The organism is Hymenobacter sp. BT559, assembly GCF_016427535.1.
In the GTDB taxonomy this organism is placed as follows: Bacteria; Bacteroidota; Bacteroidia; order Cytophagales; family Hymenobacteraceae; genus Hymenobacter.
The window spans coordinates 505577-521687 of sequence record NZ_JAELXV010000003.1 but is presented as its reverse complement, the minus strand read 5'-3'; the positions used below and the strand labels follow the sequence as shown (position 1 = coordinate 521687).

Genomic DNA, 16111 nt, shown 5'->3' with positions numbered 1-16111 from the left:
AGCTCCTTTACCTGCCTTAGTCGATACAATTGCCGCTTTAACCGACGATTTTGGCAATTCGGGGCTGACTAATGCAACTATTGCCAGCCGTTTACGCACTTTGGCCGTTATCGATTTTTATGATGAAGACTACCCTACCTCCTGCCTTAGTTGCGGCGGCTTTACTTACTGCACCGCTTTTGGCTCATAGCCAAGGCACTAGGCCCGCGGGTGCGGGCACCCGCCCGGCAGCGGCGCCCGTGCCCGCAGCGGCTCCGGCGGCCCGGCCTGCTGCCAGCGGCCGCCTCACCGGTACCGTTACGGATGCTGCTACAGGCAAGCCCATTTCGTATGCCACCGTGGCCGTGCTCGACGGCACCGGCAAGGTGATAAATGGCGGCGTGTGCGGCGACGATGGCAAATTTGTGCTGCCTGGCATTCCGAGCGGCACTTATACGGTGCAGGTCTCTTTCTTGGGCTACAAGGGTGAGGAGCGCCCAGGCGTGGTAGTGCCCGCCGAGGGCGGAGCTGTGGCCCTAGGTACCATCCAGCTGGGCGCTTCGGCTCAAGCCCTGAAGGAGGTAGTAGTAACCGGCCGCAAGCAGCTGATTGAGGAGCGCGTGGACCGCACCGTGTATAATGCCGACGTGGACAAGACCACGGCCGGCGGCGACGCCACCGACGTGCTCAAGCGTGTGCCGCTGCTGAGCGTGGACCTAGACGGCAACGTGAGCCTGCGGGGTAGCTCTAACATTCGGGTGCTGATTAACAATAAGCCCTCGACCATCGCGGCCAGCAGCATCGCTGATGCGCTTAAGCAGATTCCGGCCGACCAGATTCAGACGGTGGAAGTCATTACCTCGCCCTCGGCCAAGTACGACGCTGAGGGCTCGGGCGGCATCATCAATATTGTAACTAAAACGAATAACCTGCGCGGCGGCTCGCTAAACGTGGACCTAGGGGCCGGCCTGCGGGCCAGCAACCTGGGCCTGAACGGCAGCTACCGTACCGGCAAAATGGGCTTTTCGCTGGGCGGCTTTGGGCGGGCTAGCTACAACCAGCCGGGCAGCTTCATCAACAACCAGACTACCCGTAATCTAGACGGCAGCTTCGGGTCGAACAACATACAGTCGGCTGACACGCGGCGCAATGACGCATTTGGCCGCTACACGCTGGGTTGGGATTACGACATCGACAAGCACAACTCGCTGTCGGCCTCGGTGGCGTATGGGGTGCGTAACAGCAATAACTACCAAGACCTGCTGACAACCGTATCGACCAACCCATTGCTCAACTCGGTGCGCAACGTGAAGACAACCGATGAGTCGGGCACCGTCGATGCCAGCCTCAACTACACGCATACCTACGAAACGCCGCAACGGGAATTCAGCATTTTGACGCTGTACAGCCGGAATAACCGGACGAATAACTTCCTAAACGACATCCTAGGTGGCGGCAACGAGACGACTAGCCGCCGGCGCAACGACAACGACAGCTATAACCAGGAAATGACGGCGCAGCTTGACTATCAGTCGCCGACAGCCAAAAACCAGTTACTAGAGCTGGGTGTAAAAAATATCTACCGCAAGGTGAATAGCGAGTACGCCTACTTCACCGCCACGGGCAACAGCGACAATTTTATTGTCGATACTGAGCAGCGGCCCAACAATTTCAATTACAACCAGAACGTGGCGTCGGGCTACGCTACGTACACCATCGGCTTGCCCAAAGGCTTTACCTTGAAGCCCGGCGTACGCTACGAGTACACGACCATCAGCGCCGAATTTGCGCAGGGCGATAACAAAAGACCTGATATTCCGAACTACGGTGTGCTAGTACCCAGCGTGAACCTGTCGCGCAAGCTTGACAATGGCAACGTGCTGAAACTGGCGTACAACCGCCGTATTCAGCGCCCCTCGCTACAGTTCCTGAACCCGAACCGCCAGGCACCCAACCCGTTGCAAGCTACCCAGGGCAATCCGGAGCTGCGCCCCGAGTACACCAACAACTACGAGATTGGCTACAGCACGCTGGTGAAGCAGAAGGTGAACCTGAACATGTCGGCCTTTGTGCGCAATACGACTGGCTCCATCCAGGCTTTTCGCACACCTAACGGCGACACCATCGTGACCAGCTTTGCTAACATAGGTAAGGAAGACGCCTATGGGGCCAGCATTTTTGCGAGCGCTAACGCGGGCAAGCTAACCCTGAACGGTGGCGTAGATACCTACTACGCCGTGCTGAATAACAACTTAGAAGACCCTCTCTACGCAGCTAGCAACAAGGGTTTTGTCATAAATGGCCGCGTGCAAGCTTCGTACGCGTTCAATAAGCAGTGGGCCATTCAAGGGTTTAGCTTCTTCCGCGGGCAGCAGGTGCAGCTGCAGGGCTACCAAAGCGGCTTCGGCATCTATAGCCTCAACATCCGGCGCAGCTTTGCCGACAACCGGGGTGGTATTGGCTTTGGGGCCGAAAACTTCTTCACCAGCACCCGTGATTTCCGCAACGAAATCAACTCGCCGCTGCTAACTCAGAGTAGCACCAACGTTATCAGAATCTTAAATTTCAAGGTCAACATCAGCTACCGAATCGGCAAGCTGACGGTAGACCAGCGCCCCCGCAACCGCAGAGGCGTGAGCAACGATGACTTGAAAGAAGGCGGCGACAACGGCGGTGGCCTAGGTGGCGGCGGTGGCGACACCGGCGGTGGTGGCCAGCAAGGCGGCGGTGGCGGCCGCCCGGCCGGTGGTGGGCAGCGTCCAGCCGGTGCGAGCCAGCGGCCTGGTGGCTTGCCCGGCGCACCTGGCGCTACTACGCCGACCGATACGACCAAAACGGCCCCGGCCGTTGCTCCTACCGATAGCACCTCGGGCCAGCAGCCCGCCCAGGTAGTGCCGGGTACCACGCCAGCAGGCCAGCCGGGCACTACGCCAGCCGGGCAGCCTGCGGCAACGCCCGCCAACAACTCGGTAGTGAAGCCTACGACGCCGGCTACCAACTCTAATAATACGACGCCGGTAAACGCGCCGTCGCCGGGTACTACCTCGCCGGGCGGCATCACGCCGGCCGGTAGCCCGGGCGGGCGCCCCTAGGTAGGGGCTAGCACCGTATAGCGGGGGCGGCTGGGCGTACTTTTGCCCGGCCGCCCCTTTCTTATGCCCCTAGCTAGCCCTCCCCCGCCGCCCCCCGCCGACGACCAGGATGCCAACCTGCTGCGGCAGCTGCGCCCTTCGCGCCTGGTGTGGCCCGTGCTCATTGGGTTGGCGGTAGTAGGCTTTTTGTTTTGGCGCAGCTACAAGCCCGGCGACCTCGCCCCGCTAGCCAATGCCAAGTGGGAGTGGCTGCTCATAACGCTGCTCGTGCTTTGGGCCCGCGACCTAGGCTATATCTACCGCATTCGCTACATTTCGGAGCGCGAGCTTAGTTGGCGCCAGGCGTTTGAAGTTATCGTGATTTGGGAGCTTGCCTCCTGCGTGCTGCCCTCGGCGGCGGGCGGCACTGCGGCAGCACCGATTATTCTCACCAAGGAGGGCATCCCCCTAGGTAAGTCCTTGGCCTATACTATCGTCACGGCGTTTTTAGATAACCTCTACTACGTTCTGATGGTACCGCTGGTAGTGGGACTAGCTGGGTCGGCACTTTACCCCCGCCACCTCGACTCCACTTTTACCGAAACGCTGCGCGTGCTGTTTGTGGTGAGCTACGTGGCCGTGTCGTCCTACGCGGGACTGCTGCTGTACGCGCTGTTTGTCAATCCCATCTCGGTGCGGCGGCTGCTGGTGCGGCTGGCGTCAGTGCGGGGGCTGCGGCGCTTTCGGCGCACGGCCTACCGCCACGGCCAGGAAATGGTGAATGCCTCGGCACACCTGCGCGGGGCCGGCTGGCTATATTGGTGGCGCGCCAGCCTCAGCACCTTCTTCGTCTGGACGGCCCGCTACGCCGTTATTGGCTGCCTCATTGCGGCCTTCGTGCCCATGACTACGGGCGAGTTCCTGTTCATCTTCGCCCGCAACATCACCTACAAAGTAGTACTGCTGCTGGCCGTGACGCCGGGTGGCGCCGGCATTGCCGAAGGCGCCTTTCCTACCTTTTTCGGGAGCTTCATCGGCACCGCTACCATGACGAGCTTCATGGTGCTGCTCTACCGCATTGTCACCTATTACTTCTACCTGGTCCTAGGTACCGTGTTCTTGCCGCGCTGGGCGGCGCGGGTATTTGGCCGGCCCACGCCTACTTCGTAGCCGCGGGGGCTAGTGCCCCACCCGGCCGCTGGTACTGCTGCCAGAACTCAGGGCGATAAGGCACCTCCACTATAACTGGCTTGGCTCCTTTGGCGGGCGGCGTGGGTGCCGGACCGGCGTCGGGTAGAGGCCGGAAGAACATTTCGACCAGGCTCTGGTAGTAAAACGGCTGCTTTGTGCGGAGCACGCGGCCCGTCGTTTGAGATACGCCCACACTGCGGCGGGCGTAGTAGCGGCCGTTTTCGTCCTTAGTGTAGTCCACTACGTGGGTGTTACGGTCAGAAGTAAATACTTGGGCGTATAGCTTTTCTACCAAGTTATTCTTTCCTATGCTTTTGCGGGCTACACCATTGTAGTTGGCGGTGTCAAGCTGCCACAGCGCTTCGTAGTGCACCACGGCGTAGTCGCGCTTTTGCACGAGTAGCCGCCCCTGATACACACCTGCCAAATAGGTGCCCGTGCTGCGGTGGTTGGCATTCTTGGCAGCGAAGCTTACTACGTAAAACGTTTCGCCGCTCTGCTGGCGTACGCTGTCAAGCTTTACATTGAATTTGCGTAGGTTGCGGGCCACAAAAAGAGGAGAAGTCCGCACGGGGTCAGCAGCGCTAAAGGCAAATGCCTGCATACCTCCTCCTATCTGCGCCCTGCGCGAACCGTTCTTTTGCTCCGTCAGCACGCGCTTCTGTTGCACCTGAATATCCACACCATCCTCATGCCCCAGGAAGCCACGGGTGAAGTGCCGATAACCGGCTGGCACCCGCAGCCGGGTCACGCTTTCAGCCTCGTAACTAAGGGTATCAAAGTTGCTAATCCGCTCGTGCCGATATACCTCCGTGGCGTAGTCCTGCTGCTCGTAGTTGGTCGGGATATTTTCAATAACGTTTTTTAGAATCGCCACCGGGTCGGGCGGGGCGGCGGCCACCCGCACTTCATCGAGGGCGTAGGCGGCGGGCGCCAGCAGCACTGTCAGCTCCTCATCGCCGACCGGCGACTGCACACTGGCTATCTCATACCCTAGGCTGCGCACTTGCAGCTTGGTAGGCCCAGGCAGGGGTAGGGCAAAGCGGCCATTGGCATCAGCGGTAGTGCCCTTGCCCTGCCCTGGCAGCAGCACAGTGGCGTAGGGCACCACGGCGCGGTTGCGCTGGTCGAGCACCACGCCCCGCACCAGGCGCACCCCCGACACATCGGGGGCCGCTACCCCACGCCGCAGCGTAGTGCCCGCGCGCGCCGGGGCGGGGTTTAGCGAGCCGGGCAGGGGCGGCACAGCGGCTATGCCCCCCGTGCTATCGGCCGGCGCGGCGATGCTGTCGGCAGCTGCCAAATGCGGCGGGGCTACGCTGCGCAAAAACAGAAACCCGTCTACGACCTCGCTCCACGGGCCAGCTAGCGGCTGGTAGTCAAAGGCATACGCAGTGAGCTGCCGGCCGGGCGCATCATGCTTGAGGCTCACAAAGGCATAGGGCGAACCTAGGGCCAGTAGGCTGGCCTCTAAGGTGCCCGCGGCGGGCTCGGGCACGGCCATGCCCGCGGTGCCGGGCAGCCCGTGGGCGCCGCTCCCCGCTAGCGTACCCAGTATATACACCTGGCTGGCACCTAGGGCGTCTTTCACGGCCCGGCCCATGGGGCGGTAAGCGCGCAGTTCCTCGCTACCGAGCAGCTCGACGCGATTGGCGAAGTGTGGCAGCGCGCCCCAGCAAATCACTTTTTCGCCAGGATGCTGGCGCAGGTACCACAGCAGGTTTTCGGCCATTTGGGCGTCGCGCGGGTTGCTGTCGGCGGCTACCCATTCGGCCTGGGTCTTGGCGCTGGGGTCGTGCTCGGCGTAGTCGCGGGCTAGGGCCCGCAAGCTGCGCAGGCACTGTTGCCAAAACAGCGCCTCGTTGCGCCGCGCGGCCGTAGACGCGGTGGCCGCCTTGGCAAGCAGCTTATCGGCCTTAGCCAATTCGGCCTCTAGCTCGGCGGGCTGGTGGTTGAGCGGAAAAGCAAAATGGTCAGCTTGGTAGCTGATGATGTTGTCGAGCAGGTCGTAGTTGATGGCGTCGCTGCCTTTCTCATCGCTCAAGAAGTCGTCGAGGTCATCTACTAGGTCGGTGCTGTACTCGCCGCTCAGTTGCGGGTCGAAGCCCATTACGCGCAGTCCCTCCTGGCCCACTAGCGGCACCACGGCCTGAAACTCCTGCGTGCGCATCCATATCGGGAAGATGCTACTTTCCAAGTTTTTAGCCACCGACTTGCCCAGCGTAATCTGGCGCTGCGCCTTGTGCAGGCTGTAGAAGCCGCTTTCCATACCTAGGGTCGTAAAACCAAGGCGCTGCTGCAAAAACGCCACTAGTCGGGCCTTGGCCGCCAGCACATTGCCCTCGCCGTGCGTGGGCTCGCCCAAGAACACCACCCGGGCCCCGCCTATTTCGGCTCGCAAAAACTCTAGGTCGGCAAACGTGGTATCGGCCGGGCTCACGCTGCGTAGCGCCCGGGCCGGCACTGCTTGGCCGGGCGGCGCTACCTGCGCTTGTGCTTCTATGCCTAGCCCCACGCCCAGTGCCCACAGCACTACCCAACGAAACCAACTCATTTTTTATGTACTAAAATAACTTATCTAGATGCCATACTGGCCAATTCGAATGCAAAGAAGCAACTCGGCGGGCGCAGGTCGCATCGGGCGCAAAAAAAGCCCCATGCCAAACTAGGCACGGGGCTTTTTTAGTATGTTGAGGCCGCTCTATTCGGCTTCCAGCACCAGCTTGGCGCCGCTGGTGCCTACGAGGGTCAACTTCTTGTCGGTCAGCGTTTCTACGGTGAAGGTGTTAGACGTGCCGCCAGCTTCGGGGGTCAGCGTCAGCGTCTTGGCCGATTGGTCGAAGGCGAACTTACCTTGCATGGCGCCGGCGGTGCCAGTCATGGTATAGGTGTTGTTCGAGAACATGTGCAGCGTTTCCTGCTCCTGGGCATCGGTCTGCTTTACCTTGTCGCCAGCGGCATCGGTTTCCTTAGCGGTTTTCCATACCTTACCGCTTGTGCCGTAGAGCATGTTTACGCCTTCTACTTTGCCTTTGTCATTGCCGCACGAAGCAGCCGCAAATAGCAACACAAAAGCGCACAGCAACGACGCTGCGTAAGACCGGAGGGAAAAAGAAGAGGTAACCATGGGGAAGAAAGTTTTTTGTGAGGAGTGAAGAGCGAATGAATTACGGGTAGTACCAGTAACGGAGCTGCTTACGCGGTGCAATTTTTTTGGTTATTAATCATAACCTTTGGTTTGCTAACGCGTATTAGTCTCCGCAAACCAGCCGGGTAGCGCTTAGCCATTGCCAAGCAGCTGCCCTTAGGTTGCCTTACCTATTCTTTTCACAGCCAATCATTTGCAGCCATGGGCTTACTAGATTTTCTGACTAATGAGGGCGATAAGAAGCCCGTTGAGCCTGCTAAGCCAGCTGCTACTGGCGCGGACACCGATTTTTTCGGCAACAGCAAGCCCGCCAATGCTACTGCCGGTGATTCTTACACCGTAGTTAGCGGCGATTCGCTCTCCAAGATTGCTAAAAACCACTACGGCGACGCCGCCAAGTGGCACCAGATATACGAGGCCAACAAGGCCACTATCGGCAGTAACCCTGACAAGATTGAAATCGGTCAGGTGTTAACCCTACCTAGTCTCTAGGTACTTTTTGCAGAAAAAAGGTGAGAAAAGCCGCTCCAGATTTGGGGCGGCCTTTTTATTGCCTGCTATGTTCGGATTTGCACTTCGAAAGCGCTTTGTTGCGCAAGTGCGCTTCGTGTATATCTTTGCCCGCACCAACCCTTGGTACTCCCCGCAGCCGGCGGGGCAGTTGTTTTCAGTTTTATACAGAAGCGGCGAGAGATTAGGCTCCGTGACCCGCTGGCAACCTTCCCATTCGGAAAGGTGCCAATTCCTACCCTGCCCGGCGTTGCTGCCCGGCACGGGAGCTATAAATCGAGTACCATGCAACATTCCCTCTTCGCCGTTTTCTTGCCCTCCCCCACTCCGGCTGCCGCCCGCAGCCAGGCCCGGATGGCTACGTCAGTTGCGCTAGGCGCCGCCCGCCGAATGTGCTGTTGCGGCTCGCGTTGTTGCTGCTAAGCAGTATTAGCTACTCCTATCTTTTTGCGGGTTCATGAGTGCGTGAGGCAGCCTAGGTTGCTGCCAGCAGACTAAAGTCATCTGCAAGCCCCGCGCCGACTCGCCCTGCAACCGGGCTCCGCTAGCGCGACCTCTGACGCGCTGCACAAGCTTCCTCACTGTGTATTTCTAGCATTTTTCAGCTTTAAGCTTCCATTCCCATGGCTACCCAAAACTTGCACTTCGAAACCCTTCAGCTACACGCCGGGCAGCAGCCTGACCCCACCACTGGCTCGCGGGCAGTGCCCATTTACCAAACGACCAGCTACGTATTCAAAAATGCAGAGCACGGCGCTAATTTATTTGCCCTCAAAGAGTTTGGTAATATCTACACGCGCTTGATGAACCCCACCACCGACGTATTCGAGCAGCGCATTGCGGCGCTCGAAGGTGGTGTGGCGGCCGTGGCCGTGGGCTCGGGCCAAGCGGCGCAGTTCATTGCCCTGAACAACATATTGCAGCCCGGCGACAACCTCGTGTCGAGCTCCTACCTCTACGGCGGCACTTACAACCAATTTAAGGTGGCGTTCAAGCGCCTAGGTATCGAGGCACGCTTCGCTGAGGGTGATGACGCCGACAGCATCGAGAGCCTGATTGACGACAAAACGCGGGCTATCTACCTCGAAACCATTGGTAACCCCAGCTTTAGCGTGCCCGACTTCGAGCGCGTGGCGGCCGTAGCCAAGAAGCACGACCTGCCGCTGGTGGTAGACAACACTTTCGGCGCGGGCGGCTACCTATTTCAGCCACTTAAGCACGGCGCCAATATCGTGGTAGAGTCGGCCACCAAGTGGATAGGCGGCCACGGCACCAGCATCGGTGGTGTCATTGTGGATGGCGGCACCTACAACTTCGGCAACGGCAAATACCCGCAGTTTACGGAGCCTAGCGAAGGCTACCACGGCCTGGTATTCAACGACGTATTTGGCATTGGCGGGCCGTTTGGCAATATCGCCTTCGCCATCCGGGCGCGCGTGGAAGGCCTGCGCGACTTTGGCCCCGCCATCAGCCCTTTCAACTCTTTCCTGCTGCTGCAAGGCCTCGAAACGCTGAGCCTGCGCGTAGAGCGCACCGTTGAGAACGCCCTCAAGGTGGCCCAATGGCTAGAGCAGCGCCCCGAGGTGGCCAACGTCAACTATCCCGGCCTGCCCAGCAGCCCGCACCACGCTACGGCCGCTAAGTACCTGCAGCGCGGCTTTGGCGGCGTGTTGTCGTTTGCGCTGCACGGCAGCAAGGATACGGCCACGGCAGTTATCGACAACCTCAAGCTCATCAGCCACTTGGCCAACGTGGGCGATGCCAAAACGCTCATCATTCAGCCGTCGGCTACTACGCACCAGCAGTTAAGCGAGCAGGAGCAGATTGCCTCGGGCGTAACGCCCACGCTGCTGCGCCTCTCGGTGGGCATCGAGCACATCGACGATATCCTGGCTGACCTAGGCCAAGCCCTGGAGGCTGCCACTAAGGCCGCACCCAAAGACGAGGCCGATACTACCATTCCTGACCCGCAGCCCGAGCACGTGCAGCCGCTGGAAGTTTAGTTGTTAGTGCTTAGTTAATTAGTGCTTAGAGTACACACTAAGCACCAATTAACTAAGCACTGTCATTGCTAAGAGGAACGACGAAGCAATCGTATTCGAATGAGCTGTTAACGAGCCGTTCGGGTGCGATTGCTTTGTCGTTCCTCCTCGCAATGGTAAATAGTTTCGTATACCTCCTTTATGAAAGAATACCTTTTTCAACTTCCCGACCAGTTTTTGCTAGAAAGTGGCGAGGTGCTGGCGGGCGCCCACGTAGCCTACCGCACCTGGGGCCAGCTCAACGCCACCCGCGACAACGTGGTGTGGGTGTGCCACGCCCTCACGGCCAATGCGGATGTACTGGACTGGTGGCTGGGACTGTTTGGGGAAGGCCACTTCTTTGACCCGGCCGACTGGTTTATTGTGTGTGCCAATATCCTGGGCTCGTGCTACGGCAGCACCTGCCCACTCGATAGCGACCCCGCCACCGGCCTAGGTCGCTTCCAGCGCTTTCCGCTGCTCACTATTCGCGACCTAGTGGCCGCGCACGAAGCCCTGCGCCAAGAGCTGGGCTTGACCTACATACACACGCTCATTGGCGGCTCGATGGGCGGCCAGCAAGCGTTGGAATGGGCCGTGAGCCAGCCCGATGTTTTTAATCACTTGGTAGTTATCGCTACCAGCGCTCGCCACTCGGCCTGGGGCATTGCCTTCAACGAGGCGCAGCGCTTGGCCATCGAGGCCGACGCTACTTACCACGATAACCAACCCGGCAGTGGCGATGCGGGCTTGGCTGCCGCCCGGGCGGTGGCGCTGCTCAGCTACCGCGGCTACGACGCCTACGCTGCTACCCAAACCGACCCCGACGACAGCCGCCTCCACGATTTTCGGGCCAGCAGCTACCAGCGCTACCAGGGCAACAAGCTCGTGGCTCGCTTCGATGCCTACAGCTACGTAGCCCTCACGCGCGCCATGGACTCGCACCACCTCGGCCGAGGCCGGGGCGGCGTGGCTGCGGCGCTGGCCAGCATTCGGGCGCACACCCTGGTGCTGGGCATCACCTCCGATGTGCTGTTTCCGCTAGCGGAGCAACGCACTATTGCTCAAGGCATTTTGGGAGCGGTGTACGGGGAACTTGATTCGAGCTTCGGGCACGATGGCTTTCTGCTAGAAACCGTAAAAATTACGCACGCGCTGGAGGCCTTTTATGCCGCCGAGCTAGCGGGTGATTAGCGGACACCTAGGGGCCGCTAAGTAAGCAGAGGCCGATGAGTAATGCCCACGGGCTTTCTTTGCGAGCTGATTCAGCTCGTGTTTATGCCGTCCCTCGCCCCTCCTTTTCTCCAGCCCGGCCACCGCGTGGCGCTCGTCAGCACGGCCCGCAAAATCACGCCGGCCGAAGTAGCGTTTGCCCAGCAAACCCTCACCGACTGGGGCCTAGAGGTAGTGCTGGGCGAGAGCATCGGGGCGGCCAGCCACCAGTTTGCCGGCGATGATGACCTGCGGCGCCGCGACTTTCAGCGCCAACTCGACGACCCCAGTATCCGGGCTATTTTCTGCGCCCGCGGCGGCTACGGTACTGCTCGCCTAGTCGATACCTTGGACTTCAGCCGCTTTGTTGAGGCTCCCAAGTGGGTGGCAGGGTTTTCTGATATCACCGTGCTCAACTGCCACTTACTGCGCCTAGGTTACCAAAGCATTCATGGCGTGATGCCCGTGCTCTTTGGCCAGGAGGGTAGCGCCGCCGCCGTGGCCAGCCTGCGCGCCGCGCTGGTAGGCGAGCCAGCTACGTACACGGCCCCAGCGCACGCCCTCAACCGACCCGGTACAGCTACTGGCGAACTGGTAGGCGGCAACCTGAGCCTGCTGCACACCATCACGGGCACCAGCTCGCAGGCCGATTTCACGGGGCGCATTCTGTTTCTCGAAGACCTGGATGAGTACCTGTACCACATCGACCGCATGCTGCTGCACCTACACCGCAGCGGCCAGCTGGCCGGCCTGGCGGGCTTAGTTGTAGGTCATTTTTCGCAGATGCGCGACAATGCCGTGCCTTTCGGCCAAGATGCCTACCAGATTATTGACCATTACGCGCAACGCTACTCCTTCCCGGTTGGCTACGGCTTTCCGGTGGGGCACGAGGCTGATAACCAAGCGCTGGTAGTAGGCCGGCCGGCCACACTGGTAGTTAGCACTACAGGCAGCCAGCTTAGCCAGTAATCCTATTTCTCTCTATGAGCCGGCTATTTGCCTCGGCGCAGGGCTTGAGCTACAGCACCGGCTACTAGCCCACCTAGGGTATACCACGCCACCGTCATGGCCTGGGTTTGGGGGGTGCGATTGCTGGGGGCTTCGCCTAGGCCTAGGGGACCGGGCAATAGCACACCGCCCACACCCGCGGCCGCGCCCAGCAGCACACCGCGGCGCAAGCTGTGCTTGCCACTGCCTACTAGCGTATAATACAGCCCGTTGCTGAGTATATCGCCAGCCATCGTCGCTACATAGGCGGTCGATTCATCGGGCTGAGGGGCGTCGGCTATGCCTAGGAGCTTGCGCAGGCCGCGTTCGCCGAGCACGTCCATGCGGGGCGCATCGTGGGGGCGCAGGTGGCGCACTGTTTCGTGCAAAATGGTCAGGGCTACGGCTCCGGTAAAGCCGGCAGCTAGCGAAGGCAGAAGTTTCATGAGGCTGGGCAGCCGCTACATGGCTACTAGTGGTGAGACGCGTAGCACGCCGCTAGGTTACGTAAAATTTTGCCTAAGCTTGTGCGGCTTCCGCGTGGCGTGTTATCTTTGCAGCCCCAGCAGCAGATGGCCGCTGGCGTATAGGCCGATTTAGCTCAGCTGGTAGAGCAGCTCATTCGTAATGAGCAGGTCGTTGGTTCGAGTCCAATAATCGGCTCTCTTTTAAACAAAAAGCCCTGGGCGCTAGCGTCCAGGGCTTTTTGTTTTTAGTGGCTTTTTGCCTCGTAGCAAGCGCGGCAAGCCGTTGGCAATCGAACCTGGCCAGCGGCTGGGTCAAACCAAGTAGGCCGGCATACTATGCCGGCTCAGCAGGGCAATTGCGTGCTCTAGGCACTCGGCGGCTCGGCCCCATGCTCAGAAGCAACTCGTAGCGAGTATCTGTCTTCGGCTATTTTAGGGGCGCCGGGTAGGCTGCGTGGGCCGGTGCCCTAGGTGGCAGTTGGGGCGACGCGACCGCCAAGCTGGCTGCGACCCCAACCTCGGCTCCCTTGGCGCGTACAAACCCCTCTTCGCATGTCAGCATCCTCTTCCTCCAAACTTTCGCTCTACGGCGGCATCGCGGCCAACGTAGCCATCGCCATCAGCAAATTCGTGGCCGCCTATATCACGGGCTCTTCGGCCATGCTCTCCGAGGGCATCCACTCCTTGGTAGATACTGGCAACGGGGGCCTGCTGCTCTATGGTATGAGCCGCAGCCAGCGTCCCGCCGACGCCAAGCATCCGTTTGGCCACGGCAAGGAGCTGTATTTCTGGGCGTTGATTGTAGCCGTGCTCATTTTTGCCATCGGTGGCGGCATGTCTTTTTACGAGGGCATCAAGCACCTAGAGCACCCCGAGCCACTCACCGACCCCATGTGGAACTACATCGTGCTGGGCTTGTCGATAGTGTTTGAAGGCGCGGCGGCGGGGCTGGCCATTCGGGCGCTGCTCGAAAAGCAAGCGGCTGGCAGCAGCTTCTGGCACACCCTGCGCACGAGCCGCGACCCGGCCGTTTTTGCCTCAGTGCTGGAGAACGTGGCAGCCGTAGCAGGCCTTGTCATTGCGTTATTAGGAGTTTATTTTGGACATTTGCTAAACAACCCGCTCTTCGACGGGGGTGCTTCTATTATCATTGGCTTGTTGCTGATGGGTGTAGCCGTGCTGCTGGTGTCGCGCACCAAAGACTTGCTAACCGGTGAAGGCGTAGACGAGGCCACCACCCAGCAGGTGCAAGACCTGGCTCGCCAAACGCCCGGCGTGTCGCAAGTGCGCCCGCCGCTCACCATGTACCTCGCCCCCGACGAGGTGATGCTGGCCCTCGACGTGGACTTTGAAGACCACCTGACGGCCACACAGGTAGAAGAAGCCGTGGAGGCGGTGCAAGACCGCATCCGGGCCGCGCACCCCGAGTTTAAGCGCATTTTTATTGAAGCTAAGTCATTGGTTAACCGCGAATAATTTCTTGCCAATGACAGCATTATACCCACTTACCCTATGATGTCTTCTATGACCGATAGCCCCTTCCAGTCTTTCTGGTGGGGCGGCTACGAGTGCACCGACCAGCTCAATGCGTTTGGCAACCGGGTCGATTTTCTACCCCTTACCGGCCACTTGCAGCTGCTCGACCAAGACTACACCGACCTAGGGCAGTTTCAGGTCAAAACTGTGCGCGAAGGCATCCGCTGGGCCTTTATCGAGAAAACGCCTTACCACTACGACTGGAGCACCGTGAAGACGATGCTCGACGCCGGGCAGCGCCACGGCATCCAGCAGGTGTGGGACATGTGCCACTTCGGCTTCCCCGACGACCTGACGCCGCTGCACCCCATGTTTGCGCGGCGCTTTGCGGCGCTGTGCCGGGCCTTTGTCGATTTTTACCGCTCCGAGCGTCCCGAGGGTGCGCTCATTGTCACGCCCATCAACGAAGTAAGCTTTTTGAGTTGGGCCGGCGGCGAGGTGCGGGCCACCTCCCCCTACGGCGTGCGCCTAGGGTGGGAAGTGAAGTATGCGCTGATGCGCGCCTATATTGAAGGCGTGGTAGCCCTGCGCGAGGCCGACCCTAGCATCCGCATCCTCACCACCGAGCCACTGGTGAATGTGGTAGCGCCGCACGATGCCACCCCGCAGCAAAAGCGCGAAGCCAAGCAGCACCACGAGTGGCAGTACCAAGCCACCGACATCCTGGCGGGTCGCGTGAGCCCCGAGTTAGGCGGCCGGCCCGAGTTTATGGACATCATCGGCTTTAACTACTACTACGACAACCAGTGGGACGTGACCACCCACCACCGCCTGGGCTGGAACGACCCGCACCCCGACTCGCGCTGGCGCAACCTGCGTGAGCTGCTCAAGGAAGGGCACCGCCGCTATGGCCGTCCCGTGGCCCTCACCGAAACTAGCCACCCCGGCATCGACCGACCGCTGTGGCTCAAGATGATAGGCCGCGAGTGCGCGGCGGCCATCCAACAGGGCGTGCCCTTACTGGGCGCCTGCATCTACCCCATGGTAGACCGGCCCGACTGGGACTTCCTCGACCACTGGCACCACTCGGGCATGTGGGACGCCGCCCTGCAACCCGACGGCCCGCCCCACCGCGTGCTGCACCAGCCCAGCGCCGAGGCCCTACTCGAAGCCCAGGCTACCGTATCGGCTGTGCTCGACCGCAAGCCCGCCCTGGCCCTGAGCTAGTCCTTGAGGGCCTCGGCTTTTTATCTTACGCTGCAAAGAGGCGCCCCGGTGGGGCGCCTCTTTTTTTGGGGTATTAGCCTGCCATTCGTGAGACCCCACCCCTGGCCCCTCCCCTCCGGGAGAGGGGTGTTGGACGACTAATTACGTCCATTAAAGTCTGTATGTAGTCGGCTCGCCTCTCCCGGAGGGGAGGGGCCGGGGGTGGGGTCTTACGCCTAGAAAGCCCTAGGTAGCTGCTCGTGCTATAGTGGCAGCCGTGCGTACCTTGCAGGTAGTAGCCACCTTAGCTTTTATTCTATGGAAACCCTGGCCTACCTCTATTCGCCCCTCGGCATGCTGGCGCTCAGTGCCTCCGATGCGGGCTTGCACGCGGTTCGTTTTCTCGACCGCGAGGCCCCGGCGCCCACTGCCCCGGCCGACTTGGCCGCGTGCCTACAAGCGCCTTATCACCAGCTCAAAGCGTATTTTGCCGGCGAGCTGCGCGAGTTTGACTTGACGTGCGTATCGCTCACGGGCACCTATTTTCAGCGCCAGGTGTGGGCTGCCCTAGCGGACGTGGCACACGGCCGCACGGCCTCATACCTCGACATTGCCAAGCGCCTAAATAACCCCAAGTCGGTGCGGGCGGTGGGCGCGGCCAATGGCCAAAACCCGCTCCCGATTGTGTGGCCCTGCCACCGCATTGTGGGCGCTAATGGCTCGCTCACCGGCTACGCGGGTGGGCTGGTGCGCAAGCAGTGGCTGCTGGCTTTTGAGCAGCCCGAGCAGCAGGGCAGCCTTTTTTCCTGAGCAAGTTGTACTTTGCGGGCTCCCTAGTCCCGT

The 16111-nt window shown here is 60.4% G+C and carries 12 protein-coding genes, 1 tRNA gene and 1 riboswitch; of the genes, 10 read left to right on the top strand and 3 right to left on the bottom strand.

The features are described 5' to 3' along the window. Positions 1-179 precede the first annotated feature (179 nt). Positions 180-3071, top strand: a complete 2892-nt coding sequence (locus JAO77_RS12975) for a TonB-dependent receptor domain-containing protein (protein WP_235998402.1) — start codon at positions 180-182, stop codon at positions 3069-3071. A gap of 63 nt (positions 3072-3134) precedes the next feature. Next, the gene (locus JAO77_RS12970; protein WP_198990793.1) at positions 3135-4220 is read left to right on the top strand and encodes a lysylphosphatidylglycerol synthase transmembrane domain-containing protein; all 1086 of its coding nucleotides are present in this window, start codon (positions 3135-3137) and stop codon (positions 4218-4220) included. Here the strand turns inward: JAO77_RS12970 and JAO77_RS12965 are convergent. Beyond that, positions 4210-6795 (bottom strand): erythromycin esterase family protein, encoded by a 2586-nt coding sequence (locus JAO77_RS12965; protein ID WP_198990792.1) that lies wholly within the window; start codon positions 6793-6795, stop codon positions 4210-4212. The two genes, JAO77_RS12970 and JAO77_RS12965, sit on opposite strands and share 11 nt — an antisense overlap. A gap of 147 nt (positions 6796-6942) precedes the next feature. Then, on the bottom strand, positions 6943-7368 hold the full coding sequence (locus JAO77_RS12960) for a hypothetical protein (protein WP_198990791.1): 426 nt from the start codon (positions 7366-7368) through the stop codon (positions 6943-6945). A gap of 222 nt (positions 7369-7590) precedes the next feature. Here JAO77_RS12960 and JAO77_RS12955 point away from each other — a divergent pair, with 222 nt between their 5' ends. From JAO77_RS12955 to JAO77_RS12940, 4 genes are all read left to right on the top strand, one after another. Continuing rightward, on the top strand, positions 7591-7881 hold the full coding sequence (locus tag JAO77_RS12955) for a LysM peptidoglycan-binding domain-containing protein (protein ID WP_198990790.1): 291 nt from the start codon (positions 7591-7593) through the stop codon (positions 7879-7881). 178 nt (positions 7882-8059) lie between these two features. Further along, a riboswitch (SAM riboswitch) is annotated at positions 8060-8177 on the top strand. A gap of 345 nt (positions 8178-8522) precedes the next feature. Continuing rightward, entirely contained in the window at positions 8523-9902 is a 1380-nt protein-coding gene (locus JAO77_RS12950; RefSeq protein ID WP_198990789.1) for an O-acetylhomoserine aminocarboxypropyltransferase/cysteine synthase family protein, read from the top strand. 180 nt (positions 9903-10082) lie between these two features. Beyond that, entirely contained in the window at positions 10083-11114 is a 1032-nt protein-coding gene (locus JAO77_RS12945; RefSeq protein ID WP_198990788.1) for a homoserine O-acetyltransferase family protein, read from the top strand. A gap of 84 nt (positions 11115-11198) precedes the next feature. Continuing rightward, positions 11199-12101 (top strand): S66 peptidase family protein, encoded by a 903-nt coding sequence (locus JAO77_RS12940; RefSeq protein ID WP_198990787.1) that lies wholly within the window; start codon positions 11199-11201, stop codon positions 12099-12101. A 23-nt stretch (positions 12102-12124) separates the two neighbouring features. Here the strand turns inward: JAO77_RS12940 and JAO77_RS12935 are convergent, their stop codons facing one another. Then, positions 12125-12565, bottom strand: coding sequence for a hypothetical protein (locus JAO77_RS12935; RefSeq protein WP_198990786.1), 441 nt, complete (start codon positions 12563-12565; stop codon positions 12125-12127). Between the two features lie 144 nt (positions 12566-12709). On the opposite strand from JAO77_RS12935, the gene JAO77_RS12930 reads away from it, so the two are divergent. The 4 genes from JAO77_RS12930 to JAO77_RS24385 all read left to right on the top strand — a co-directional run bounded on the left by JAO77_RS12930 (position 12710) and on the right by JAO77_RS24385 (position 16078). Then, positions 12710-12782, top strand: a tRNA-Thr gene (locus JAO77_RS12930). 356 nt (positions 12783-13138) lie between these two features. Beyond that, positions 13139-14062 (top strand): cation diffusion facilitator family transporter, encoded by a 924-nt coding sequence (locus tag JAO77_RS12925; RefSeq protein ID WP_198990785.1) that lies wholly within the window; start codon positions 13139-13141, stop codon positions 14060-14062. Between the two features lie 36 nt (positions 14063-14098). Then, complete coding sequence (locus JAO77_RS12920) at positions 14099-15289, top strand: amine oxidase (protein WP_198990784.1); 1191 nt, start codon at positions 14099-14101, stop codon at positions 15287-15289. Positions 15290-15586: 297 nt separating this feature from the next. Then, positions 15587-16078, top strand: a complete 492-nt coding sequence (locus JAO77_RS24385) for a methylated-DNA--[protein]-cysteine S-methyltransferase (protein WP_198990783.1) — start codon at positions 15587-15589, stop codon at positions 16076-16078. Positions 16079-16111: the final 33 nt, after the last annotated feature.

What these genes read in the sequence shown, in the direction of transcription:
- JAO77_RS12970 (WP_198990793.1), top strand. Translation starts at nt 3,135, where the DNA reads ATGCCCCTAGCTAGCCCTCCCCCGCCGCCCCCCGCCGACGACCAGGAT.
- JAO77_RS12965 (WP_198990792.1), bottom strand. Translation starts at nt 6,795, where the DNA reads ATGAGTTGGTTTCGTTGGGTAGTGCTGTGGGCACTGGGCGTGGGGCTA.
- JAO77_RS12960 (WP_198990791.1), bottom strand. Translation starts at nt 7,368, where the DNA reads ATGGTTACCTCTTCTTTTTCCCTCCGGTCTTACGCAGCGTCGTTGCTG.
- JAO77_RS12955 (WP_198990790.1), top strand. Translation starts at nt 7,591, where the DNA reads ATGGGCTTACTAGATTTTCTGACTAATGAGGGCGATAAGAAGCCCGTT.
- JAO77_RS12950 (WP_198990789.1), top strand. Translation starts at nt 8,523, where the DNA reads ATGGCTACCCAAAACTTGCACTTCGAAACCCTTCAGCTACACGCCGGG.
- JAO77_RS12945 (WP_198990788.1), top strand. Translation starts at nt 10,083, where the DNA reads ATGAAAGAATACCTTTTTCAACTTCCCGACCAGTTTTTGCTAGAAAGT.
- JAO77_RS12940 (WP_198990787.1), top strand. Translation starts at nt 11,199, where the DNA reads ATGCCGTCCCTCGCCCCTCCTTTTCTCCAGCCCGGCCACCGCGTGGCG.
- JAO77_RS12935 (WP_198990786.1), bottom strand. Translation starts at nt 12,565, where the DNA reads ATGAAACTTCTGCCTTCGCTAGCTGCCGGCTTTACCGGAGCCGTAGCC.
- JAO77_RS12925 (WP_198990785.1), top strand. Translation starts at nt 13,139, where the DNA reads ATGTCAGCATCCTCTTCCTCCAAACTTTCGCTCTACGGCGGCATCGCG.
- JAO77_RS12920 (WP_198990784.1), top strand. Translation starts at nt 14,099, where the DNA reads ATGATGTCTTCTATGACCGATAGCCCCTTCCAGTCTTTCTGGTGGGGC.
- JAO77_RS24385 (WP_198990783.1), top strand. Translation starts at nt 15,587, where the DNA reads ATGGAAACCCTGGCCTACCTCTATTCGCCCCTCGGCATGCTGGCGCTC.